Genomic DNA, 21,516 nt, shown 5'->3' on the forward strand with positions numbered 1-21,516 from the left:
TAGTCACCGGCATACTGGGACTTGGCCACCGTACTGAGGCCGTAGTGACGTACGCCCTTATCAAAGACAGCATTCTCTATGGTGTCTTCTTACCCTATCAGTGGGCTTGGATTGTTTGCGGCCTGGCAAGCACCGCCCTGCTGTCCGTTCTTCTCTTCATTTGGTTGCGCGGATTACTCGGCCAGTTGAGGTCGACGCTCGCGCTATATCGCCCGGCGGGCCTCCCGTAGGAGCTGTTACGCCAGCGATAGCCCTCTGCTCCAATCAAATTGATGGACCGCTTCTGTCTTTGGCTATCTTTTCTTCGTCGTCCGATAGCCCAGCATTTGCAGAGACGTCGCTTTGAACGTCCAACCCCGTCCCCCATCCGGCCGCAGAGAGCCGACTCAGCAGCTCGTCCCTTTCTGAGAGCAGTGCATCGAGGTCTTGCCGCAGCCTCGAGACGTTCTTGTCTCGCGCCCAAGTCTTGTTGCCCAGCAGAGCTCCAACTAGCGCAACCCCGTCCTCAACTGAGAGATTTGAGACAAGACCGTCAGCAAGAATGAGAAGACGTGCTGTGTTTAGTTGTCCCAATCGAGCCTTCGGGAACAATCTGGCGTCACATATGGCAAGCGGTGTGAGCGACTGTGGCACACCGGTGCCGACGCTTTTGAGCTGGTGCAGCAGCGACGCATGAGTCAATGCCGGCCTCCTACCAGGAAGTGGCGTGGCCTTGCAAACCAGAAGGTTGTCTAGAAACTCTTCGTCGCTTGCTTCGGATGGCGCCGGAAGCTTGTTAAAGCAATACTGGACGGGGATTCCAAAGGAGTTCAACACCTCGAGTCCTTCATGCTGCGTCTTCTCAAACGACGGCAAGACGCGCTCATGATGCACCTTGAACTCGAGCAGCAGGGGTTGCCAACCGCCCACGCAACCAACCAAATCCGCACAATGCTGGTCAAGGTCAAAGAAGTTCTGCCGCGTCTCCCGTGACACGTACGACCTATAGAACATCCCCTGATTGTCAAAGTAGTTGCGCAGACGGTCGTCGACTTCCTGCACCCAATCGTGTTCTGCAACTTTGATGTCTGTTTCCATGTGGATGTGCCTGCAATCCCGTCGTACGAACTTGTTTTTCAAAAATGCCGCTGACTCAGCGGCCAGTTGTGACGCTACGCGTGACCAACACGCAAACAAACGCTTGAGATATTCAACTGCGATGCTTAGCGGCTAGCTGTGACGCTTGCCTGCTTCGACAGAGCGAGAACTCCTCGGTAGGCCCGCGACCACTCAGTTGCGCAAGCAGGTCCACGCTGCTTCGTGACCAGATTGGAGCCAATAAGGTTCGGCAGAATCTCCTTGGACGAGCCACCTGCAAGGCACGCGAAATTCGCCATACGTTGAGGACCGAGCTCATGTGCGTCGGCGTAGTTCTCATACTGGAAGGATGCCGGCGTAAAGGTGGAAGTAAGCGTGCGCACCGCCCAAATCGCGTCTACAACTCCTTCTGTGGAGAGTCCATTCAGCAGTACCACTGACGAGAAGGTATCCGCTTCCGTCTCCTCTCTCCCCATTGAAGCGTAGTTTGCAACCTGTGCAATCGCTGCGTGCCCGAGCTCGTGGACGACCGCAAACTGCACCGCCATGAACAAGCGATTTGCTTCGCGCCTACCATCGCCACCTTCGGACACTCTCTGTTGCGCCTCCGCCAACAGTCGCGTCACAAGCTCATAGCAGATAACTACGGTTCCTCGCGCAGCAGAGTAGAAAGCATTCTGTTGACCACAAGTTGCCGCTATCACCCTAAGCCGTCCGTTGAATGCGACCCACTGTGATGCACGCTTGAGCGAATACTCAAGAATCTGCGCCTTGGCCATCCAATCACGAGTGAACGCATCGGCAGGGTTCGCCTGAAGATAGTTGGCGCCGCCTGGTTGTCCAGCGCTGGCAGCAAGGGCGCTATCGAACCCCGAGTCCCGCGCCCATGCCTCGAAGCTCCCAGAACGCAGCTGCCCGATACGATTTCCGTACGCAGTCAGCAGACACCCTTCGGTTGTGCACTGATTTCGCACAAGACGCAGCCAATCGCGTTGGGTCTGCCGCAACGACTGCTTGTCAACCGTGCCAGCCCACGCCGCCTGGTACAGCGAGGCCATCAACTCGTCCAGCTGTGACAGCTGCGGAGAGAAGCAGATGGCCTGCTCCACTCCCACCCTAGCCCTCTGGCAGTCAAACGAAGCAGCAGAGGCTCGACCTGCAAGAAGCACCATCGCACACGCGACAAAAAGGAAGGACCTCACAAAGAAGGCTTTCGATTTCCCAGCACGGATAAATTTCATCGCTTTACTGTTTCCTACTATCTATTTCGATGTACGCATGAAAAACGCTACCACTGCCTTGCTGCTGGCCACCCTATCCTGCGGCATCCCGTTAATATCGAACGCCGGACAGGAAGATGCAGCCATTGACCATCCAGCCCTCCTTTTGTCAAAACTTGACTCCGCTGGAGGGCCTCCGGCATGGGTCGACGAAAGATTCGTCAACTGGTTCATGAGGAAAGAAGACTGCAAAAATTCAGTCTTGGCCTTGCGCGGTGACAGTACCCAACAGCTCTACCTGAATGGTCACCGACTCCGCCCCACTAGTAGCGGCAAGCTCTGCGTCTCCCCCTGGAACATCCTCAGCATCCGTCGATAATCGACGCGCCAGTTACAGCCCATCGCACTCAACGGCGAGAAAATCCCACCAACCCGGCTCGATTTCTATCGGCTGCCACGGCAATATTCTTAAGCCAATTGTCAACAAAATATGGGGTTTGGCCGAGAATGAAGCAACGCTGGCCGAATCTGTCTTGTTTCCAAAAAACAAAACCCCTATCACCCTACTTAATGGGGGTTGCCATTTAACTTGGACTCAGATTATTTGCAGGACACGACACACGACCCTGCACGGGGATGCGACAGCAAAGAATCGCTACCTCGTCGGGTCGCCGTCCCTTGCTTCTGCCCGGGGTGACATTTTCTAAGCTGTTCAGCGCAAACAGAGTCTAGCGGGCTCGTCGACATCGCATTTTCGCTACTGGGAAGATTTGCCGTCGATGGCGGCACCCTTGACCGTTTGCGAAAGCCAGACACATACGCTCGAGGAATATCAGAGCCGCCTGACGCCACTCGTTGCGAGAGGTCGAAGCGGCCTGGTCGAAGTCGTCCGCACAGAAGATGCCGTCCGTACTAAAGATATACATCTACGCGTCGATAATGGAACACACATCCACTCCATCGGTTGAAGCAACATATCTTCGGGTTCGGCGTGACTGAGACCAAGCAAGGAAATAAATGTACAAACTGATAAATAACATCATGAAGTGGGCCTCCCTCATCGGCGGGACACTCGGATGTCTGGCTTCTCTATTCGGCGGCTTTGGCTCAGCAGGAAATATCGCGCTGCCATTTTCAGTACTCGCCCTTCTTAACGGTGCCTGGCTGTACATCGAAGGACCAAAAAAATAACGATAGCCATCAATAATGTCTCTAGCGAAGACCGCACAAGACTCCAAACGCTACCCTTCAGCAACCCAAACTGAGGGTAGTAGTTAGAAACCACGTAGATGAGAAAAGCGCAAACTATGGTCAGCAAGGCCATAGTTTTTGAGAAACCAACAACATCACGTTTTATTTCTGAAAGACCTGATGCAGTAGCGTGCTTAGATAGAATGGCGATATTTTTTTCATGGAAAAATTCTCCTAACTTGGGTTGGTCGCACCCCAGCATTTGATTCCAGGACGCATAAAAGGTATAGCTACAAGTTTTAGCTCGTCGCCCCTTCACAGCCCAGTTCAGATAGCTAATCGCCAGGCAGCTTCGCCAATCCGCAAATTCTCCATGCTCCCCGCAGCGGGACTACTTCCCCCAGCCAATCTCTCGAATCACGAATCCCGTTGCGTGCAAAGCAAGCTCAGCGTCCGCATTTGATACCGCACGTAAGCTATATCGCTCACGCTCGTTGTCCTTCCCTCGCGGATGAAGAACGTTCACCGTCTCAAGCGACGCGCGAATAAGCCTCTGCTCTTTGTCTCCAAAGTAGTTTCTGACAGCAGATATGCAGGCTCCAAGGTCATCGTGACGCGCCCTATCTTCTCCCGTCAGCTGACGCAGCCAGCGAGCAATGAGAACCGCGCAGAGGTTGCGGCACTGGTCGACAATCGCCGTCGGCGAGTCCCGATATGCCACGTTCATAACCCGCTCGTAGGCCTCAGTGACGGCTTGCCGTCCGTCCTCAGGGATTTTGGTCACGTCGAGAGCGGGTAAAACGCCGTACGCCGACTCCGCCCGAAGCGTTACCAGCACGTCTTCGTTGACTGTTAGCTCGGTTTGCAGAATTCGCCAGAGCGAATACGCCCCTGCTTGACCGATTGCAAGCTGAAGGCCTTCTCCTTGGCCCGGTCGTGACACGAGTTGAGTGCAGTGAATGAACACGGTCATCTCCTTACGCAATCGACCGTCAACACTGCTTCGAGCCAAGTCCGACGGCAAAAAGGGATGCGCGTCGACGTAGACCGACTCCCGATTGCCACCGCTGAAGTGCTGGAACACGCGACCCCGACGAACTCGGGACACCGGGTCGAACGAGTCTTCCCTGAAAACCCAGCGAAAGGAGTCGATACCCGTCATCCCACGGGGCAACTTCTCAAGGTCTGCGGGAGATTCGATAAGTGCACATTGCGAGACGATAGGCGTGGGCACCGTGAGGTAGCCGGGATGGTCACGCCCCTCGTAGATTAGACCGTTCTGGTGTTCGATTCCCAAGCGAGACATGGCGTTCGGTGCAGTACGTAGGTTCCTCACTATATCGCTTGGGCATACCTCCAGGGCACCTACGCCGTCCGCCGCACGATTTTGCCCGCCTGGCTACAAAAATGGCCAGTCGACAAGGACCGGCCATCCGTCGCAACTGTTGAAGCAGGAACCGTCGGTTCTGCTCAGGTTCCATTTGCAGACACTGCGCCCCCAAAGTTAATCCAGCGCAGATGGGGTCACACACCCTTCAACGGCGCACTTGGTACAGACTTTTTTGTCCAGGTACGAACTTTTTTGTCCAAGTACGGACTTTTTTGTCCAGGTACAGACTTTTTTGTCTCTCGTTAGGTGCCAAAAACGACTAATCCGGCACCACCGCCGTCACCTCAATCTCTACCTTGGCCCGATCCTCCACCAGCGCCACCACCTCCACCGCCGTCATCGCAATGCTGAAGCTGCCGATCAGTTCTCGGAACGCCTTGCCGATCTCGGGGTAGGCCGCCACGTAAGCCTTCTTGTCGGTCACGTACCACGTCATGCGCACGATGTGTTCGGGCTTGGCATCACCGGCGGCAAGTACCTCGACGATGTTCTGCAATGCCTGGCGGACCTGCCCGGCCAGGTCGTCCGTATGGAATACGCCCTGCGCGTCCCAGCCGATCATGCCGGCCACGAACACCATGCGCCCGCGCGCGGACACACCATTGGCATAGCCCTTGGGGCGCGGCCAGTTAGGGGGGAGGAGTACTTCCATGATGCGATTCCTTCTAGTTCGATTGCGACTGTTGAACGCTCGCCTCGATCGCCTGCCGCACATCGGGCGGCATCGGCATCGCGCGATGCGTATTGAGATCGGTAAACACCAGCACCTGCTGCGAGCGCACCCGCTGTTCGTCACCCGCCCAGCAATCCAGGCCTAACGTGAGCGACGCATTGCCCAGCCGCTCCAGCTTCAACTTGAACTGCACGTCGTCGCCCATGCGGCTGATGGCGCTGAACTCGCAATGCAGCTTGACGATGGGCAGGCCGATGCGGCGCGGCCCCAGCATCTGCGCATACGAGATGCCCAGTCCGTCGGTAAACCAGTCTTCGACCAGCCCGTTGAACAGCACGAGGTACTGCGGAAAATAGACGATGCCGGCTGGGTCGCAATGCGCAAAGCGGATACGCGCGGCACGTTCGAAGTGGTAGTCGCTCATGATTTGTCGTGCTCGCGCAGGCGGTAGCGCAGCAGCTTGCCGACTTCACTGCGCGGCAGGCTCGTACGAAACTCGATGGCGCGCGGGTACTTGTACGGCGCCACGGTCTGCTTCACGAAATCCTGCAGCGTCTTGACCATCTCCGGCCCCGCCGTGTGGCCTGGGTGCAATACAACGAAGGCCTTGACGATCTGCCCGCGCTCGTCATCGGGCTCGCCGATCACGCCGCACTCGGCCACCGCGGGGTGCTGCATCAGCGCGTCTTCCACCTCGGGCGCGGCAATGTTGTAGCCCGACGAGATGATCATGTCGTCGGTGCGCGAGTGGTAGTGGAAGTAGCCTTCCTCGTCCATCACGTAGGCATCCCCCGTGAGGTTCCAGCCGTTGCGCACGTAGGCGCGCTGGCGGTCATCGGCCAGGTAGCGGCAACCGGTCGGGCCCTGGACTGCCAGGCGGCCCACCGTGCCCGGCGGCACAGGGTTGCCGGCGTCGTCCACAACCTGCGCGACATAGCCGGGGACCGCCTTGCCGGTAGCGCCGGGGCGCACGTCGGCGTCAGCGGCGGAGATGAAGATATGCAGCATCTCGGTCGCGCCAATGCCGTCGATCAGCTCGATGCCGGTGGCGTTCTTCCACAGCGTGCGTGTGGCAACCGGCAGCGCCTCGCCCGCTGATACACAGCGGCGCAGCGGCGTGGCACGCAGCTCGTCTCCGCGCGCCGCGATGTTGCGGTACGTGGTCGGGGCCGTGAACAGCACCGTCGCGCCAAACGTGCGGATGCCATCGACCAGATCGTTCGGCGATGCCTTCTCCAGCAGCACCGTCGATGCACCCACGCTCATCGGAAACAGCAGCAGGCCGCCGAGCCCGAACGTAAACGCCATCGGCGGGCTGCCGATGAAGATGTCGTCCGCGCGCGGCTGCAGCACATGCGGCGGCCAGCACGCGCAAATGGCGAGGATGTCGCGATGAAAATGCATCGTCGCTTTCGGCACGCCCGTCGTGCCCGACGTGAAGGCGAGCAGGCATGTGTCATCTGCAGCCGTGTCGACGTTGGTGAAGGTGGCTGGCTGGCGCGCCATGGCGGCCTCCAGCCCTTCCGGAGTGTCATCGTGAAAACACAGCGTCTGCACGGGCTTGGCGGCTTGCGCTACGGCATCGCGTAGCTCGTCGACGAGCCGCGCATCGCACAGTGCGAAGCCGATCTCAGCCTTGCCCAGAATCTGCCCCAGCTCTTTGGCGCGCAGCAGCGGCATGGTCGTCACGGCAATCGCGCCCACCTTCATCACCGCAAACCAGCAGGCGGCCAGCATCGGGCTATTGGGCGAGCGCAGCAGCACGCGGTTGCCCGGCACCACGCCCATCTCGTTGACCAGCACGTTGGCGATGCGGTTGGCGTGCGCCTGCAGGTCGGCATACGTCCAGCGGATGCCGGGCGCCTGGATGCAGAGGCGGCCGCCCTCGCCTGCAGCAACACGGCGGTCGAGCAGTTCGGTTGCACAGTTAAGCTGCGGCGGAAACTGCAGCGCCGGCAGGTCGAAGCGGTACACCGGTTGCAGCTCCGCCGGCGGCAGCCGGTCGCGGGCGAAGGTGTCGATATGGGCGCTGGGCATGGAGAACTCTCCGTCTCTGTCGTGGACGTGGGCGTGTTCAGGGCTTGGGGGGCGCCGCCGCGCGCAGCAATTCGCGCGCGATGATGAGTTGCTGCACCTCGGTCGCCCCTTCATAGATGCGCAGCGAGCGGATCTCGCGATACAGGCGCTCCACCGGCTGCTCGCTCACCACACCCAGGCCACCCCACATCTGCACGGCGGCGTCGATCACCTGCTGCGCGTTCTCGGTGGCGGTCAACTTGGCCATGGCGGCCTCGCGCGTCACGTTGCGGCCCTGGTCACGCTGCCATGCGGCGCGGTACGTCAGCAGCGCAGCGCTGTCGATGGCGGTCGCCATCTGCGCGAGCTTGGCCTGCGTCAGTTGGAAATCGGCCAGCACGCCGCTGAACATCTTGCGGGTGGTAGCGCGCGCAAGCGCTTCGTCCAGCGCACGGCGCGCAAAGCCCAGCGCCGCCGCTGCCACCGACGTGCGGAACACATCCAGCGTGCGCATCGCCACCTTGAAGCCCTCGCCTGCCGCGCCCACGCGCTGGCTGGCCGGAATGCGGCAATTGGTAAAGCGCAGGCGCGCGAGCGGGTGCGGTGCAATCACGTTGATGCGCTCTGCAATCTCAAAGCCTGGCGTACCAGCCTCGACGATGAACGCGCTGATGCCGCGCGAGCCCGGCGCCTCGCCGGTGCGGGCAAACACGACGTAGAAGTCGGCGATGCCGCCGTTTGATATCCACGTCTTCTCGCCGTCGAGCACGTAATCCGTGCCGTCTTCACGCGCGGCGCAAGCCATGGCCGCAACATCGGAGCCGGCATCAGGTTCGGACAGCGCAAACGCGGAGATGGCCTCACCACTCGCCACCTTCGTCAGATAGCGCTCGCGCTGCTCGGGCGAGCCGTGCAACGAGATGGCGCCCGAGCCCAGCCCCTGCATCGCAAAAGCAAAGTCGGCCAGGCCGGAATGGCGCGCCAGCGTCTCGCGGATCAGGCAAATGGCGCGCGTGTCGATGGTCTCGCCCGTGCCGCCGTGCGCCGTGCCGCCCACAGCGTGGCGCAGCCAGCCGGCTTGCCCGAGCGATTTGACCAGCGCGCGGCATTCGGCATCCACATCGGAGCCGTGGTCATGCGGGATGTGCTTCGTGGCCCAGGCGTCCAGCTCGGCTTCGAGCTGGCGGTGCTTGTCGTCAAAGAAGGGCCATAGCAAATAGTCCTTGTCGCTCATCTCAGTTGCCCTCGAATACCGGTTTCTGCTTGGCGACGAACGCGTGGTAGGCGCGCGAGAAGTCTTCGGTCAGCATGCAGATGGCCTGCGCCTGAGCTTCGGCCTCGATCGCCTGCTCGATCGTCATCGTCCATTCCTGATGCAGCATCGTCTTGGTGATGCCGTTGGCAAAGGTCGGGCCGGCGGCCAGGTCGGCGGCCAAGGCTTGCGCTTGGCTCCGCACCTCGGCCGGTTCGCACAGACGGTTGAAGAAGCCCCAGCGCTCGCCCTCTTCGCCGCTCATCGAGCGGCCGGTATAGAGCAACTCGCTCGCGCGGCCCTGGCCGATGATGCGCGGCAGGATCGCGCAGGCGCCCATGTCGCAGCCGGCCAGGCCGACGCGGTTGAAGAGGAACGCCGTCTTGCTGCGCGCGGTGCCCAGGCGCAGGTCGGAAGACATCGCCAGGATGGCGCCTGCGCCGGCGCATACGCCGTCCACAGCGGCGACGATGGGCTGCGGGCACGCACGCATCGCCTTCACCAGCTCGCCCGTCATGCGCGTGAACATCAGCAGCTCGGGCGCCTTCAGTTGCACCAGCGGGCCGATGATCTCGTGCACGTCGCCGCCGGAGCAGAAGTTGTCGCCCGCGCCTGCCAGCACGATGGCCTTGACGTCATCCGCCCACTTGAGCTGATGGAACAGGTCGCGCAGCTCGGCATACGAATCGAACGTGAGCGGGTTCTTGCGTTCGGGCCGGTTGAGCGTGATGGTGGCAACGCCGCCTTCCACGCTCCACAAGAAATGCTTGGCTTGATAACCCGCCAGCGGGCGGCGGTTGCCGGCCAGCAGGGCCGGGTCAATGCGGTCGGTCATGGTTTGGTCGGGTTCGTTTGGGGTTGATCGTCGCGGGCGTCCAGCTCGGCCTCGCGCTGTGCAAGGTGCACGCGCAGGTGGCCGAGCTGCGCATACAGCGCGTCTTTGTTGGCAACGCCAAGGCCATCGAACATCTCGATCAGCCAGCGTTCATGCTCGGCAGCCATTTCGGCAAAGTGGCGGCGGCCGGCGTCGGTCAGCAGCACGCGAAAGGACCGGCGATCATCCGGATCCGCCTCGCGTTTGACAAGCCCTTCCTTCTCCAACTGGTCGGTCAGGCCGGTGACGTTGCCGCCCGTCACCATCAGGTAGCGCGACAGCACGTTCATGCGCAGGCCGTCCGGATGCCGGTCAAGCTGGGCCAGATAGTCGAAGCGCGGCAGCGTGGTGTTGAAGCGCGTGCGCAGACGCTGGCGGATCTGCTGCTCGATCTGCGTGCTGCAGGCCAGCAGGCGCAGCCAGATCTTGACGTCCATGTGGTCGTCGACATGCGCGCGGGCCTCCAGGCCGATGCGTTCATCGCCCAGCGCTTGCGCCACGGCGTGGTAGCCGGAGGTACTGGATGGACGTACTGCGGCCAAAGCGGTCTTGCGCGGCTTGCTCACATCACCTCCCCGCCAGACACCGAGATCGCCTGCCCCGTGATGGAAGACGCGCCATCGGAGCACAGCCACGCCACGGCGTTCGCCACTTCGTCGGGCGTGATCAGCCGGCCTTGCGGGTTGCCCTTCACCAGCTCGGCCAGCGCTTGGTCTGCGCTGCGTCCGGTGCGGGCGACGATGCGGTCGATGCTCTCGCGCACGATGTCGGTTTCGGTATAGCCGGGGCACACTGCGTTGACGGTGACACCGCGCGCCGCCAGCTCCAGCGCGAGCGAGCGCGTGAGCCCGATCACGCCATGCTTGGCAGCCACATACGCCGAGACATACGCATAACCGCGTTGCCCCGCCGTGCTGGCAATGTTGACGATGCGACCACGGCCCGACGCCTGCACATCTGCCAGCGCCGCCTGCGTGCACAGGAACGTGCCCGTCAGGTTGACGGCCAGCATGCGTTGCCATTGAGCAAGCGTGGTCTTCGCAAACGGTGCGCTCTCCGCCTGCCCCGCGTTGTTGACGAGGATGGAAATGGCACCAAGCCCTGCGCGCGCGGATTCGAATGCCGCTGACACACTCGCTTCATCGCTCACGTCGCACGTCACCACCTGTGCGCGGGCGCTGTCAGGCAACGTCCTGGCGGTGGCTTCCAGCACGTCGGGGTTACGGCCCATCAGCGTGAGCGTGGCGCCGTGCGCTGCGAGTTGCTTGGCAATCGCAGCGCCAATCCCGCGCCCTGCGCCGGTAACGACGGCGTGGTGTCCAGCGAGCATCGCAGGCATCGTCATCTCAGACCCCCTGCATGCGGTTGGCCTGCTCCAGCGGCGACAGCCCTGCCGCCTGCGCCGCCATTGCACGCTCGCGCTCCAGGTTGCGCTCCAACTGCAGCTTGCCCGCGCGGTACTGCTTGGGCCACGGCATGTCGAGATAGCCAATGCGGGCGGCTTCGTTCAGCGTCCAGGCCGGGTTGGCCAGGTGCGGACGCGCCACAGCGCACAGGTCGGCACGGCCGGCAGCGATGATGCTGTTGACGTGGTCCGCCTCGGAGATGGCGCCCACGGCAATGGTGGCGATGCCCGCCTCATTGCGCACGCGGTCGGCAAAGGGCGTCTGGAACATGCGGCCGTACACCGGCTGTTCTTTCTTGCTGACCTGGCCCGACGAGCAATCGATCATGTCCGCGCCTGCGGCCTTGAAGATGCGCGCGATCTCCACCGCATCGTCCGGCGTGATACCGCCTTCCACCCAGTCGTGCGCGGAAATGCGCACCGACATCGGCTTGTTGCTCGGCCACACCTCACGCACCGCGTGAAACACTTCCAGCGGAAAACGCAGCCGGTTTTCCAGCGAGCCGCCATATTCGTCGTTGCGCTGGTTCGTCAGCGGCGAGATGAACGACGACAGCAGATAGCCGTGCGCGCAGTGCAGCTCCAGCCAGTCGAACCCGGCGTCTGCCGCCAGCCGCGCCGAATGGATAAAGTCGTCACGCACGCGGTCCATGTCGTCACGCGTCATGGCGTGCGACCACTGGCTCACGCCATCCAGATACTGCTGTGGCGATGCGGAGATCAGCGGCCAGTTCTGCCCGTTTTCCAGCGGAAGATCGATGCCCTCCCACGCCACGCGCGTCGAGCCCTTGGCACCCGCGTGGCCGATCTGGACACCCAGCTTCGCATCGCTGTTGGCATGCACGAACTGCACGATGCGCGCCCAGCCATCGCGGTGTTCGGTGTTCCACAAACCCGGGCAGCCCGGGGTGATGCGCGCATCGGGCGATACGCAGGTCATTTCGGCCATCACCAAGCCCGCGCCGCCCATGGCGCGGGCGCCCAGGTGCACAAGGTGGTAGTCCGCCGGTTGGCCGTCTTCGCACGAGTACTGCGCCATGGGCGACACCACCACGCGGTTCTTGAGCGTGACGCCACGCACCGTGAACGGCGTGAACATCGGCGGCACCGGGCCGTGCTGCGGGCCGCGCGGTGCGCCGGCCTGCTCGGCAATCCAATCTTCAAACGATTCGAGATAGCGCTTGTCACGCTGGCGCAGGTTTTCGTGGCTGATGCGCTGGCTACGCGTGAGCAACGAATACGCAAATTGCTCGGTCGGCAGGTTGGCGTAGCGGTCTACGTTTTCAAACCACTCGGTCGAGTTGCGCGCCGCGTTCTGGATGCGCAGCACTTCCACGCTGCGCACCGCCTCGTAGTGCTCAAGCGCGGCACGCAAATCGCCAGGGTGCTGGCCGATGCTACGCGCCAGTTCAATCGAGTCTTCCAGCGCCAGCTTGGTCCCGGAGCCGATCGAGAAATGCGCCGTGTGGGCGGCGTCACCCATCAGCACCACCGGCGTGTTGTGCGCATTGGTATGCACCCAGTGCCGGCAAACCACACGCGGAAACCGAATCCACTGCGCCGAGCCCCGCAGGTGCGTGGCGTTGGAAATCAGCTTGTTGCCGTCGAGATACTTGGCGAAGAGGCGCTCGCAATAGGCGATGGCGTCTTCCTTTTCCATGGTCTCCAGCCCGGCGGCGCGCCATACCTCTTCGGGCGCCTCGACAATGAAGGTGGAAGTCTCGTCATCAAAGCGGTACGCATGCGCCTGGAACCAGCCGTGCTCGGTTTCTTCAAACGCAAAGGTGAAGGCGTCGAACAGCTTGTGCGTGCCCAGCCAGACAAAGCGGCAGCGGCGCGTGTCGATATCGGGTTGATACGTCGCTGCGTACTTGGTGCGAATGCGGCTGTTCAGGCCGTCGCTGGCAATGATGAGATCCGCATCGGCATAGGTGCCATCGTTTTCCAAATCCTTGTCCTGCACGTCGGTTTCGAAGACGAGCTTGACGCCCTCTTCCTCGCAGCGCGCCTGCAGGATGTTCAGCAGGCGCTTGCGCCCGATGCCGCAGAAGCCGTGGCCGCCCGAGCGCACCACCTGGCCGCGGATGTGGACTTCAATGTCGTCCCAGTGGTTGAAGGCGTCGAGGATCTGCGCGGCGCTCTTGGCGTCGGCGCGCTGCAGGTTGCCCAGCGTCTGGTCGGAGAACACCACGCCCCAGCCGAAGGTGTCATACGGGCGGTTGCGCTCCACCACGGTGATGTCGTGCGACGGGTCCTGCAACTTCATCAGCAGGGCAAAGTACAGGCCAGCCGGCCCACCACCAATACAGACAATCTTCATGACAACGGCTCCGCGTTCGATGCGGTATTACATTAGTCATGAATAGTTTAGTTGTAAAGCAATTTACTCAGCCGGCGCCCCGGGGTTTACACCGAACCGGGCGGCGCCAAGTTCACACCCGCATGTGAGTCCCCACTCAGCTCAGGCGGTGGCGGAAGAACACGAGGATCTCGTCGCGGGCGGCGAGCGTGGGCTCCCCGGCTGCGTCGATCAGGTGGGCGGTCACCACGCTATGCGGACAAGGCACATGCTGGGCGAAGAACGACGGCGGGCTCGGGTGCGCGGCGCTGTCGGGCAGCACGCGCGCCACAAAGCGGCTGCCCAGCGCATCCGCGTACGCGGCAAAACGCTGGGCGCGGCAAAAGCGGTCGCCCTCGAACCGGTAGGCCAACACGGTCAGGTCTTCCCGCTCCAGCCGTTGGCGCACGGCAGCGACCTCCTCCGGCGCGATCTCGATCCCGCCCGGCTCGTTCAACGGCAACGACGGTTGGCACAGCACAGGCGCCAGCATGGCCGGCTCCAACATCATCGTCAGCGCAAAATTGCCCGTGAAGCACATGCCGATGGCGCCCACGCCCGGGCCGCCGCACTCCGCATGGGCCAGCCGCGCCAGCGCGCGCAGCCATTGCGTGACCGGGCTCGACTGGTTGGCCGCAAACGCGCGGAACTCCGCACTCACGCACGCATGGCGGAAGACCTCCGCGCCGGCATCCGCCTCGGGCACTGCGCCATCGCGGCCGAACAACGACGGCATGTAGACCGTCAGCCCCGCATCGCGCACCCAGCGCGCAAACCGCGCCACGTGCGGGCTGATGCCCGGCATCTCGGCCATGACGATCACGCCCGGGCCCGCGCCGGCCACGTACACGGTTTTGGTGATGCCATCCAGCGTGATCTGGCGGCGCGTGAAGTCTTCCAGGCGATCATCCTGCTGCGGGGGCTGGCTTGTCATGCATGGGCTCCGTTGGAATGGCTTGGCTCAAGCGACGAGGTGCTGCAGGTGCGCATAACCCGCCGCCCTGGCGAAATCGGGCAGCGTCCACAGCGCGCCGTTCACGCCCCAGGTGCCGTCGGCCACGTCATGCAGCATCACGGAGGTCACCACGCGCCGGGCATCGGCCGCCGGCAACGCCTGCGAGAAGGCCTCGTGCATCTGCTGAACGAAGCGCGCCCGCGCATCGGCATCCAGCACACCCGCAGGTACATGGGCGACGACCAGACACGGCACCATCTGCCTTGCCACGTCCACCCCGCCGCACCACCAGGAGGCGGCCGGCACGTCTTCCATCACCACCCAGGTTGTCGCGCGCCGGCGCGGATCATCGGGAATCTGCTCCGCCTGTGCGGCCGCCTCGGTGATGCGGCGTGCGAGCGCCGCGCGTGCGTCGCCGTCAAAGGTGTTTGCGGGAATCTTGACGAGGATGTTTGGCATGTGGGCAATCGTCGGCGTTGTTGACATGCCTGCATTGAACCCTTGCAGCCGCTAGACTGGCAGTGTCGATTTCGACATCTTTCGGGCAACTTCGGTCATGGCGGATTTCACCATCCTCGTACTCTCGGGCGCATATGCCACCAGCGTGGCGGCCACGCTGGACATCCTGCAGGCCGCGTCGACACTGGCCCCGCGCATCAAAGCCGCACGCCCGACGTGGCGCGTGCTGTCCGCCGACGCGCCCAGTGTGCGGCTGAGCAACGGCATGCAGGTGGAGGCCACCGCGCTGCCAAAACGCCTGCGCCCGGATGGCAGCACCTGGATCGTGCCAGGCCTGGGCCTGGACCATGCGGAAGTGATTGCCAAGCGCCTGGCGCAAGACGATGCCCAGCGGGCAGCGCGCGCCGTGGCCGCGCAAGTGGCGGCGGGCGGGCAGGTGGCAGCATCGTGCTCGGCGGTGTTTCTGCTGCAGGCGGCGGGGTTGCTGCCCGGGCGCTGCGTCACCACGTCTTGGTGGCTGGCCGCAACATTGCGGCGGTGGGAACCCGCATGCACCGTCGACGCAAACCGCATGGTGTGCGCCGACGGCCCGGTCGCCACCGCCGGTGCTGCCTTTGCGCAGACCGACCTGATGCTGCACCTGCTGCGCACGCGCTTTGGTGTGGCGCTGGCCGATGCCGTGGGGCGCGTGCTGCTGATCGACGGCCGCCACGCGCAGGCGCCTTTTGTGGTGCCCGCCATGCTGGCCAACGGCAACGCGCTGATAGCCCGGCTGGTGGCGCGCATTGAAGCCGCCCTGCCCGACCCGCCCAGCGTGCAGACGCTGGCCGACGAACTGGCCATGTCGCAACGCACGCTGTCTCGGCACGTGCGCGAGGCCACCGGCAGAAGCACCCTGGCCCTGGTGCAGAGCGTGCGCCTGAACCGCGCCCGCATGCTGATCGAATCCAGCCGCATGACCATCGACAGCGTGGCCGAAGCCGTGGGCTACGAAGACGCCACCGCGCTGCGGCGCCTGATGCGCAAGGTGTCGGGCACCAACCCGAGCCAATACCGCCCGGCCGCCTAGGGGCCTAGGGTTACAGGCCGTTACACAAGAAGCTGCGGGACTTTAATTTTCGTTTAAGACTTGAAGCCTAACTTGGTCACGTCGCTCCCACCCAGACAGGAACCCACACCATGTCACCGCAAGAACAGCAAGCGCTGGAGAACTTCCTGGCCCAACTGACGCAAGCCCGCGCCGCAGCCAAGGACCCGCAGGCCGAAGCCCGCATCCTCGATGCCGTGGCACGCCAGCCAGACGCTGCCTATCTGCTCGTGCAGCGCGCCATGCTGCTTGACCAGGCGCTGGCATCGGCGCAAGCGCAAATCGCCGCGCTGCAAAACCAGTTGCAAGCGGCACAGGCGGGCCGCGGCACATCGTTCATGGACTCCGCCAACAACTGGGGCAGCCACGCCAACAGCCCCGCGCCCAACCCAGCCTACGCCCCGCAGCAGGCCGCCCCCATGCAGATGCCGCCGCAGGCGCAGCCGGCCCCGGCGCAACCCGCGCGCTCGGGCTTCTTTAGCGGCGGCCTGGGCAGCACGCTCGGCAGCGTCGCGACCACGGCAGCCGGCGTGGCCGGCGGCGCGCTCCTGTTCCAGGGCATCGAGAACATGTTCCACCACAACAGCGGCGGTGGCGGCTTCTTCGGCCAGCAGCCGGTAATGGGCGGCACCACCGAAACGGTCATCAACAACTATTACGACAGCAATAGCAACGGCAACAGCGGCAATACCAACACGGCCTCGCGTGACGACAGCCTTGGCCTGATTGATGACAGCGATCTGGGCGGTAGTGATTATTCGGATGACGATTCGATGTTGAGCTAGTCGCCACAGCTCAGGGCTCAAGCGCGAGCGTCGTCTCCTCAATTCGGAGGAAACGTCCGTCGGAGCCGCGCTTTGCGAAGAGAGACACCTCTTGGCAAAGCGGGGTGGCAGGACAGAGGGCCCGCAAACACTTAATCAAGATAAGGCTTCAACACCCCTTCGATCCACGCCATAAAAGCCCGAACGCGCGGCGACAGGTTGCGCCGATGGGCCACGACGAGCGACGCGACCAGGGGTTCGGGGCGCAGGTCAGGGAGCACTTCCACAAGCGCGCCGCTTTCGATATGCGGCGCGAGCGCAGAATATCCCGCCTGAATCAGCCCAATGCCCGCGAGCCCGGCGGCGTGATAGGTCTGCACGCTGTTGACCTGCATGGCACTTGGCAGCGGCAGCCACGCATAACCGTCGCCGTCGGGGTATTCCCATCCGGCATGCCGGGCGCCGAGCGTGAGCGTGTAATGCACCATCTGATGCCCCTGGCTGCGCAGGTCTTCGAGCGTATGCGGGACGCCATACCGAGCCAGGTAAGACGGGCTTGCCGCATTCATCATGCGCAGCCTGCCAAGCGGCCGGGCAATCAGTGTTTCATCCGAGATCGGACCGAGACGGATCACACAGTCGAACCCTTCCTGAACCAGATCGACGCGGCGGTCCGTACTGGAGAGTTCCAGTTGCAGCTCCGGGTGCGCAGCCATCAGTTGCGGCAGCGCAGGGACCACGACACTGCGCGCCAACTCGGTGGGCATGTCGACGCGCAGCCGGCCGCGCAACGGCCCGCCGTTGCCCAGGAACATCGATTGCAGTTCCTGGGCTTCTGCCAACAAGTCCCGCGCGCGTGCATAGAATTCGCGGCCGTCTTCGGTCAGCTGCACACTCCGCGTGGTCCGATGCAGGAGCGCGACGCCCACATCCCGCTCAAGCGTGCGGATCACCGTCGAGACACGTCCCTTCTGGATGCCGAGGCTTTCGGCCGCACGCGTGAAGCTCATCATTTCGGCCACACGCGCAAAGATCAACAGCGCGTCGAGGTTTTGCATTGTTCACCCGTGGAAGAACAGAACGTTCAATTTGGCGTCATTTATAACGCAGTCGCCGCTCGCTAAAGTGGCTTCCCATGTCGTCCACAGCGGACCACGTTCACGATAGGAAGCCACCATGACTGAAACCACCAACACGGCAAAAACGGCCGTCGTCTATCACTCCGGCTACGGGCATACCGCACGCATGGCAAGCGCCGTGGCGCAAGGCGCCAGCGCGGTGCTCGTTGCAATCGACGCCGAAGGCAATATCCCCGAAAACGGCTGGGCCACGCTCGCCGCAGCGGACGCCATCCTGTTCGGCTCGCCAACCTACATGGGTGGCCCCAGCTGGCAGTTCAAGAAGTTTGCAGATGCATCGTCAAAGCCGTGGTTCGAAGGCGCATGGCAAAACAAGGTCTTCGGCGGTTTTACCAACAGCGCGAGCATCAATGGCGACAAGCTCAACACGCTCGAATACTTTGTCCTGCTCACGGGGCAGCATGGCGGCATCTGGGTGAGCATGGATATCAAGCCTGCGAACGTAAAGGCATCGAAGCGCGACGACCTGAACCGCATGGGATCGTACATCGCGCCGATGGCACAGACGCCGGCCGATGCCTCGCCCGAAGAAATGTCGGCGGGCGATCTTGAGACGGCACGCCGCTATGGCGCGCGCGTGGCCGTGGTTGCGGCACAGCTCCGCGCGGGGCGGGCTCAAGCGCGCTGAAATGATGGAAGCGCACCCGCCGCCGATGACGCGCTTTGGCGCGATCGGTGGGCGGGGTGCGCCGGGCTACGGGGCAATTGGCATGGCGCTCACTCCTGGAGCCTCAAGCTCGACTCTCCGACACTCAACCCCCAGCCTCAAAGCCTCGCACCCGACACCCAAACACTCGTGTTCGACAGTGCGAGCGTCGAGCATCGCTTCCAGACAGTCGCGCTCCACAGCCTACCCCTGGGGCTCGACTCTTTGAGCTTCAAATTTTCGACCTCCGAGTGTCGCGTTCCAGTCTCAAACAGTCGATGGCCACGGGCGGAGGCTGGTGCTCGACAGCCCGGCCCTGGAGCACGACTCTCAGAGGTCGAAAATTTCGAGCGAAAACAGCGGCGCTCCACTGTTTGGGTACCGTGCGTGAACCTTCCACTGTGGAACACGAGCCTTTGAAACCCAAACGCCGCGCTCAAACCTCAACGCTCGGCTACGTGTCGGTGGTGATCCGCTCAAGCGCCATCATCGATTGCAGTGCGTGCTGCAATTGATCGAGCGTGTACGGCTTGCGAAGCGCCGTCCACTTGAACGCAAAGCTGTCGTGGTCTGGGATGGGGTTTCCAGAAGCGAAGACCACCCGTAGCGCCGGATCCAATTCAGACGCCCGCTGCGCGAGTTCAATGCCGGACATGTCAGGCATGACGATGTCCGTAAACAGAACGTCGACGGAGCCTGCACGCAGGGCTGCGAGCGCCTGCGCGCCGCTGGCCGCCTGCTGCGGCGTGATCCCGATAAGCATCAACAGCTCGCATACCGCGCCACGCAAGGAAGCGTCGTCCTCCACCACGAGGATGCGCAAGCGCGCCGGCTCCCAAACAGGGCCCGTGTTGAGATCGAGCCGCGTCTCTTCTACGTCGGGTCCGATCGCTTCCACCGCGTCGCCCCCCAGCACCTGGCGAATCTTGAATGCAAGCTGCTGGCGGCTGTAAGGCTTGCTCAGTAACTCGACACCGGGATCGAGCCGGCCGCCATGCACGATAGCGTTCTGCGTGTAGCCGGACGTGTACAGCACCTTCAGCGCGGGAAGCGTCTGAACCGCCCTGCGCACCATCTCCGGACTGCGCAGTGCCCCTGGCATGACCACGTCGGTAAAGAGCATGTCGATGTGCACGCCACTCTCGACCACGGCCAATGCCTGCTCTGCGTTGTTGGCCTTGAGCACGGCATAGCCGAGTCCGCCCAACAGATCGACTACGGTTTCGCGAACTTTTGCGTCGTCTTCCACGACGAGGATCGTCTCGTTGCCGTGCTTGAGCCCGCTGGCCGTGAGGCGTGAGGGCTCGACCGCCGTGCCGGTGGAGCGGGGCAGATAGACCCGCACGGTCGTGCCCTCCTCAACTTCGCTGTAGAGCCGAATATGACCGCCGCTCTGCTTGACGAAACCGTAGGCCATGCTGAGCCCCAGCCCCGTACCCTCTCCCTCGGGCTTGGTGCTGAAGAACGGGTCGAATGCCTGCTCCAACACTTGGGGGCTCATGCCCGTGCCGGTATCCGTGACGGCGAGCATAACGTACTGCCCAGCCGACACATCGGGAACTGGCATCACATATTCGTCGTCGAGCGTGGCGTTGGACAGTTCGAGCGTGAGCTTGCCGCCCTCGGGCATCGCATCCCGCGCGTTGATCGCCAGATTCAGGATGACGTTTTCCAGGTGATGCGGATCGACCGCGATATTCCAGAGGCCGCCTGCGACCACCGATTCGATTTCGATCGCCTCGCCCAGCGCCCGCCGCAACAGATCATCCATGGCGCGCAGTTGCCGCGCTGGATTGATCACGACGGGAGCAAGCGGTTGCTGGCGACCGAAGGCAAGCAACTGAGCGGCAAGCGTGGCGCCGCGATCAACGGCATCGATGGCGTTACTGAGTCGCTCGGCGCTCCAGCCATCACGGCCGTGCCGACTTTCGAGCAGTTCGAGATTGCCCCGCAGCACCTGCAGCACGTTGTTGAAATCATGCGCAACGCCACCCGTGAGCTTGCCCAGCGCTTCCATCTTCTGGGCCTGGAACAGCGCCCTTTGCGTTTGCTCGAGCTGCTCGCTGGCACGCCGCCGTTCCGTGATGTCGCGGGTGATCTTCGCAAACCCGACCAACTCACCCTCTTCGTAGATGGCATCGATGATGACGTGCGCAAAGAAGCGGCTTCCGTCACGCCGCACGCGCCAGCCTTCGGCCTCGAAGCGCCCGTCGCGCCGGGCGGTCTCCAGGCCCCGGAACGGTACGCCCGCCGCAACATCCTCAGGCGTATAGAAACGCGAAAAATGTGAACCGATGATGTCGGACTCGGTATAGCCCTTGATGCGCCGTGCCCCCTCATTCCAGCTCGTGATGTGCCCGTCGGTCGACAGCATGAAGATGGCGTAGTCCGTCACGCCCTGAACGAGCAGGCGGAAGTTGCGTTCGCTCTTCAGCACAGCGTCGTGAGCGGCCTTCTTGTCGCTCACATCGCTGATCACGGTACCGAACCCGATCAACGCGTTGTTGCTGTCGCGAAGTGCCGTCATGGCGACGTTCGCCCAGAAGGGCGTGCCGTCCTTGCGCATGCGCCATCCCTCCTCGACATGCCGCCCTGTCTTGGCGGCGGCATGCAGCGCGGCCTCGGGCGCACCCGAGGCTCGGCCCTCCGGCGGATACAGAAGTGCGAACGGCTGGCCAATAATCTCGTCCGGCCGATAGCCGTGCATGCATTCGCCGCCCGGATTCCACGTTGAAACAATGCCCTGTATCGACAGCGCAAAGATGGCGTAATCGGAGGTCGATTCAGCCCACAGCCGAAGCCATGTAGGGCCGAATTCGGAGGGCGGAGAAGCGGCGTCGTTCATTCAGTTGGCAGGTAAGCGTGGAGCGCCGCAAGGGGGGTACGTGCCAAGAGCAGCAACTGGTGTGCCCATGGCCGCCCGCTCGTGCACCCACGACGGTCTGCGGGTGCGAGTTGTAGAGGAATCTCCGCACCCAGCTAGCGACTGGAACGCAGTTTGCATACCTTGTAGCGGTAAAACGGGCAACG

At 62.8% G+C, this 21,516-nt stretch carries 20 protein-coding genes; 5 read left to right on the top strand and 15 right to left on the bottom strand.

The window, feature by feature from the left end:
- Positions 1 to 264: 264 nt before the first annotated feature.
- Together M1D44_RS24985 and M1D44_RS24990 are read right to left on the bottom strand one after the other, a co-directional pair.
- Complete coding sequence (locus tag M1D44_RS24985; RefSeq protein WP_439004769.1) at positions 265 to 1,077, bottom strand: hypothetical protein; 813 nt, start codon at positions 1,075 to 1,077, stop codon at positions 265 to 267.
- Positions 1,078 to 1,202: 125 nt separating this feature from the next.
- On the bottom strand, positions 1,203 to 2,135 hold the full coding sequence (locus M1D44_RS24990; RefSeq protein ID WP_439004770.1) for a DUF4344 domain-containing metallopeptidase: 933 nt from the start codon (positions 2,133 to 2,135) through the stop codon (positions 1,203 to 1,205).
- Between the two features lie 37 nt (positions 2,136 to 2,172).
- On the opposite strand from M1D44_RS24990, the gene M1D44_RS24995 reads away from it, so the two are divergent.
- Entirely contained in the window at positions 2,173 to 2,676 is a 504-nt protein-coding gene (locus M1D44_RS24995; RefSeq protein ID WP_439004771.1) for a hypothetical protein, read from the top strand.
- 638 nt (positions 2,677 to 3,314) lie between these two features.
- Positions 3,315 to 3,488, top strand: coding sequence for a hypothetical protein (locus M1D44_RS25000; RefSeq protein ID WP_439004772.1), 174 nt, complete (start codon positions 3,315 to 3,317; stop codon positions 3,486 to 3,488).
- Positions 3,489 to 3,879: 391 nt separating this feature from the next.
- Here the strand turns inward: M1D44_RS25000 and M1D44_RS25005 are convergent, their stop codons facing one another.
- The 11 genes from M1D44_RS25005 to M1D44_RS25055 form a co-directional block, all read right to left on the bottom strand.
- On the bottom strand, positions 3,880 to 4,650 hold the full coding sequence (locus M1D44_RS25005; protein WP_439004773.1) for a hypothetical protein: 771 nt from the start codon (positions 4,648 to 4,650) through the stop codon (positions 3,880 to 3,882).
- A 487-nt stretch (positions 4,651 to 5,137) separates the two neighbouring features.
- Entirely contained in the window at positions 5,138 to 5,530 is a 393-nt protein-coding gene (locus tag M1D44_RS25010; RefSeq protein WP_024978115.1) for a RidA family protein, read from the bottom strand.
- A gap of 13 nt (positions 5,531 to 5,543) precedes the next feature.
- On the bottom strand, positions 5,544 to 5,975 hold the full coding sequence (locus M1D44_RS25015) for an acyl-CoA thioesterase (RefSeq protein ID WP_316683477.1): 432 nt from the start codon (positions 5,973 to 5,975) through the stop codon (positions 5,544 to 5,546).
- Positions 5,972 to 7,588 carry an AMP-binding protein gene (locus M1D44_RS25020; protein WP_316854087.1) on the bottom strand — a complete coding sequence of 539 codons (1,617 nt, stop codon included), beginning with the start codon at positions 7,586 to 7,588 and terminating at the stop codon, positions 5,972 to 5,974. Before M1D44_RS25020 ends, M1D44_RS25015 begins: the two co-directional genes overlap by 4 nt.
- Before the next feature lie 37 nt (positions 7,589 to 7,625).
- Entirely contained in the window at positions 7,626 to 8,801 is a 1,176-nt protein-coding gene (locus M1D44_RS25025) for an acyl-CoA dehydrogenase family protein (protein ID WP_316854088.1), read from the bottom strand.
- A 1-nt stretch (position 8,802) separates the two neighbouring features.
- Entirely contained in the window at positions 8,803 to 9,654 is an 852-nt protein-coding gene (locus M1D44_RS25030; RefSeq protein ID WP_024978111.1) for an enoyl-CoA hydratase family protein, read from the bottom strand.
- Entirely contained in the window at positions 9,651 to 10,259 is a 609-nt protein-coding gene (locus M1D44_RS25035; protein WP_024978110.1) for a MarR family winged helix-turn-helix transcriptional regulator, read from the bottom strand. The genes M1D44_RS25030 and M1D44_RS25035 overlap by 4 nt, the downstream gene beginning before the upstream one ends.
- The gene (locus M1D44_RS25040) at positions 10,256 to 11,038 is read right to left on the bottom strand and encodes an SDR family NAD(P)-dependent oxidoreductase (protein WP_037032100.1); all 783 of its coding nucleotides are present in this window, start codon (positions 11,036 to 11,038) and stop codon (positions 10,256 to 10,258) included. The genes M1D44_RS25035 and M1D44_RS25040 overlap by 4 nt, the downstream gene beginning before the upstream one ends.
- Position 11,039: 1 nt before the next feature.
- Positions 11,040 to 13,418 (bottom strand): bifunctional salicylyl-CoA 5-hydroxylase/oxidoreductase, encoded by a 2,379-nt coding sequence (locus M1D44_RS25045; protein ID WP_316854089.1) that lies wholly within the window; start codon positions 13,416 to 13,418, stop codon positions 11,040 to 11,042.
- 136 nt (positions 13,419 to 13,554) lie between these two features.
- A complete protein-coding gene (locus M1D44_RS25050; RefSeq protein ID WP_316854090.1) occupies positions 13,555 to 14,370 on the bottom strand; it encodes a dienelactone hydrolase family protein in 816 nt (271 codons plus the stop codon).
- A 27-nt stretch (positions 14,371 to 14,397) separates the two neighbouring features.
- On the bottom strand, positions 14,398 to 14,850 hold the full coding sequence (locus M1D44_RS25055; RefSeq protein ID WP_024978106.1) for a tautomerase family protein: 453 nt from the start codon (positions 14,848 to 14,850) through the stop codon (positions 14,398 to 14,400).
- 97 nt (positions 14,851 to 14,947) lie between these two features.
- On the opposite strand from M1D44_RS25055, the gene M1D44_RS25060 reads away from it, so the two are divergent.
- A complete protein-coding gene (locus tag M1D44_RS25060) occupies positions 14,948 to 15,919 on the top strand; it encodes a GlxA family transcriptional regulator (RefSeq protein ID WP_316854091.1) in 972 nt (323 codons plus the stop codon).
- 110 nt (positions 15,920 to 16,029) lie between these two features.
- On the top strand, positions 16,030 to 16,722 hold the full coding sequence (locus tag M1D44_RS25065; protein ID WP_316854092.1) for a DUF2076 domain-containing protein: 693 nt from the start codon (positions 16,030 to 16,032) through the stop codon (positions 16,720 to 16,722).
- 131 nt (positions 16,723 to 16,853) lie between these two features.
- Here the strand turns inward: M1D44_RS25065 and M1D44_RS25070 are convergent, their stop codons facing one another.
- Entirely contained in the window at positions 16,854 to 17,759 is a 906-nt protein-coding gene (locus M1D44_RS25070) for a LysR family transcriptional regulator (protein ID WP_112188801.1), read from the bottom strand.
- Positions 17,760 to 17,877: 118 nt separating this feature from the next.
- Here M1D44_RS25070 and M1D44_RS25075 point away from each other — a divergent pair, with 118 nt between their 5' ends.
- Positions 17,878 to 18,468 (top strand): flavodoxin family protein, encoded by a 591-nt coding sequence (locus tag M1D44_RS25075; RefSeq protein WP_316854093.1) that lies wholly within the window; start codon positions 17,878 to 17,880, stop codon positions 18,466 to 18,468.
- Between the two features lie 472 nt (positions 18,469 to 18,940).
- Here M1D44_RS25075 and M1D44_RS25080 read toward each other — a convergent pair whose 3' ends face one another.
- The gene (locus M1D44_RS25080; RefSeq protein ID WP_316854094.1) at positions 18,941 to 21,331 is read right to left on the bottom strand and encodes a hybrid sensor histidine kinase/response regulator; all 2,391 of its coding nucleotides are present in this window, start codon (positions 21,329 to 21,331) and stop codon (positions 18,941 to 18,943) included.
- Between the last annotated feature and the right edge of the window lie 185 nt (positions 21,332 to 21,516).

The sequence above is a fragment of the Ralstonia sp. SA306 genome, from assembly GCF_054792405.1.

What these genes read in the sequence shown, in the direction of transcription:
- M1D44_RS24985 (WP_439004769.1), bottom strand. Translation starts at nt 1,077, where the DNA reads ATGGAAACAGACATCAAAGTTGCAGAACACGATTGGGTGCAGGAAGTC.
- M1D44_RS24990 (WP_439004770.1), bottom strand. Translation starts at nt 2,135, where the DNA reads ATGGCCTCGCTGTACCAGGCGGCGTGGGCTGGCACGGTTGACAAGCAG.
- M1D44_RS24995 (WP_439004771.1), top strand. Translation starts at nt 2,173, where the DNA reads ATGGCCTGCTCCACTCCCACCCTAGCCCTCTGGCAGTCAAACGAAGCA.
- M1D44_RS25000 (WP_439004772.1), top strand. Translation starts at nt 3,315, where the DNA reads ATGTACAAACTGATAAATAACATCATGAAGTGGGCCTCCCTCATCGGC.
- M1D44_RS25005 (WP_439004773.1), bottom strand. Translation starts at nt 4,650, where the DNA reads ATGACGGGTATCGACTCCTTTCGCTGGGTTTTCAGGGAAGACTCGTTC.
- M1D44_RS25010 (WP_024978115.1), bottom strand. Translation starts at nt 5,530, where the DNA reads ATGGAAGTACTCCTCCCCCCTAACTGGCCGCGCCCCAAGGGCTATGCC.
- M1D44_RS25015 (WP_316683477.1), bottom strand. Translation starts at nt 5,975, where the DNA reads ATGAGCGACTACCACTTCGAACGTGCCGCGCGTATCCGCTTTGCGCAT.
- M1D44_RS25020 (WP_316854087.1), bottom strand. Translation starts at nt 7,588, where the DNA reads ATGCCCAGCGCCCATATCGACACCTTCGCCCGCGACCGGCTGCCGCCG.
- M1D44_RS25025 (WP_316854088.1), bottom strand. Translation starts at nt 8,801, where the DNA reads ATGAGCGACAAGGACTATTTGCTATGGCCCTTCTTTGACGACAAGCAC.
- M1D44_RS25030 (WP_024978111.1), bottom strand. Translation starts at nt 9,654, where the DNA reads ATGACCGACCGCATTGACCCGGCCCTGCTGGCCGGCAACCGCCGCCCG.
- M1D44_RS25040 (WP_037032100.1), bottom strand. Translation starts at nt 11,038, where the DNA reads ATGACGATGCCTGCGATGCTCGCTGGACACCACGCCGTCGTTACCGGC.
- M1D44_RS25045 (WP_316854089.1), bottom strand. Translation starts at nt 13,418, where the DNA reads ATGAAGATTGTCTGTATTGGTGGTGGGCCGGCTGGCCTGTACTTTGCC.
- M1D44_RS25050 (WP_316854090.1), bottom strand. Translation starts at nt 14,370, where the DNA reads ATGACAAGCCAGCCCCCGCAGCAGGATGATCGCCTGGAAGACTTCACG.
- M1D44_RS25055 (WP_024978106.1), bottom strand. Translation starts at nt 14,850, where the DNA reads ATGCCAAACATCCTCGTCAAGATTCCCGCAAACACCTTTGACGGCGAC.
- M1D44_RS25060 (WP_316854091.1), top strand. Translation starts at nt 14,948, where the DNA reads ATGGCGGATTTCACCATCCTCGTACTCTCGGGCGCATATGCCACCAGC.
- M1D44_RS25065 (WP_316854092.1), top strand. Translation starts at nt 16,030, where the DNA reads ATGTCACCGCAAGAACAGCAAGCGCTGGAGAACTTCCTGGCCCAACTG.
- M1D44_RS25070 (WP_112188801.1), bottom strand. Translation starts at nt 17,759, where the DNA reads ATGCAAAACCTCGACGCGCTGTTGATCTTTGCGCGTGTGGCCGAAATG.
- M1D44_RS25075 (WP_316854093.1), top strand. Translation starts at nt 17,878, where the DNA reads ATGACTGAAACCACCAACACGGCAAAAACGGCCGTCGTCTATCACTCC.
- M1D44_RS25080 (WP_316854094.1), bottom strand. Translation starts at nt 21,331, where the DNA reads ATGAACGACGCCGCTTCTCCGCCCTCCGAATTCGGCCCTACATGGCTT.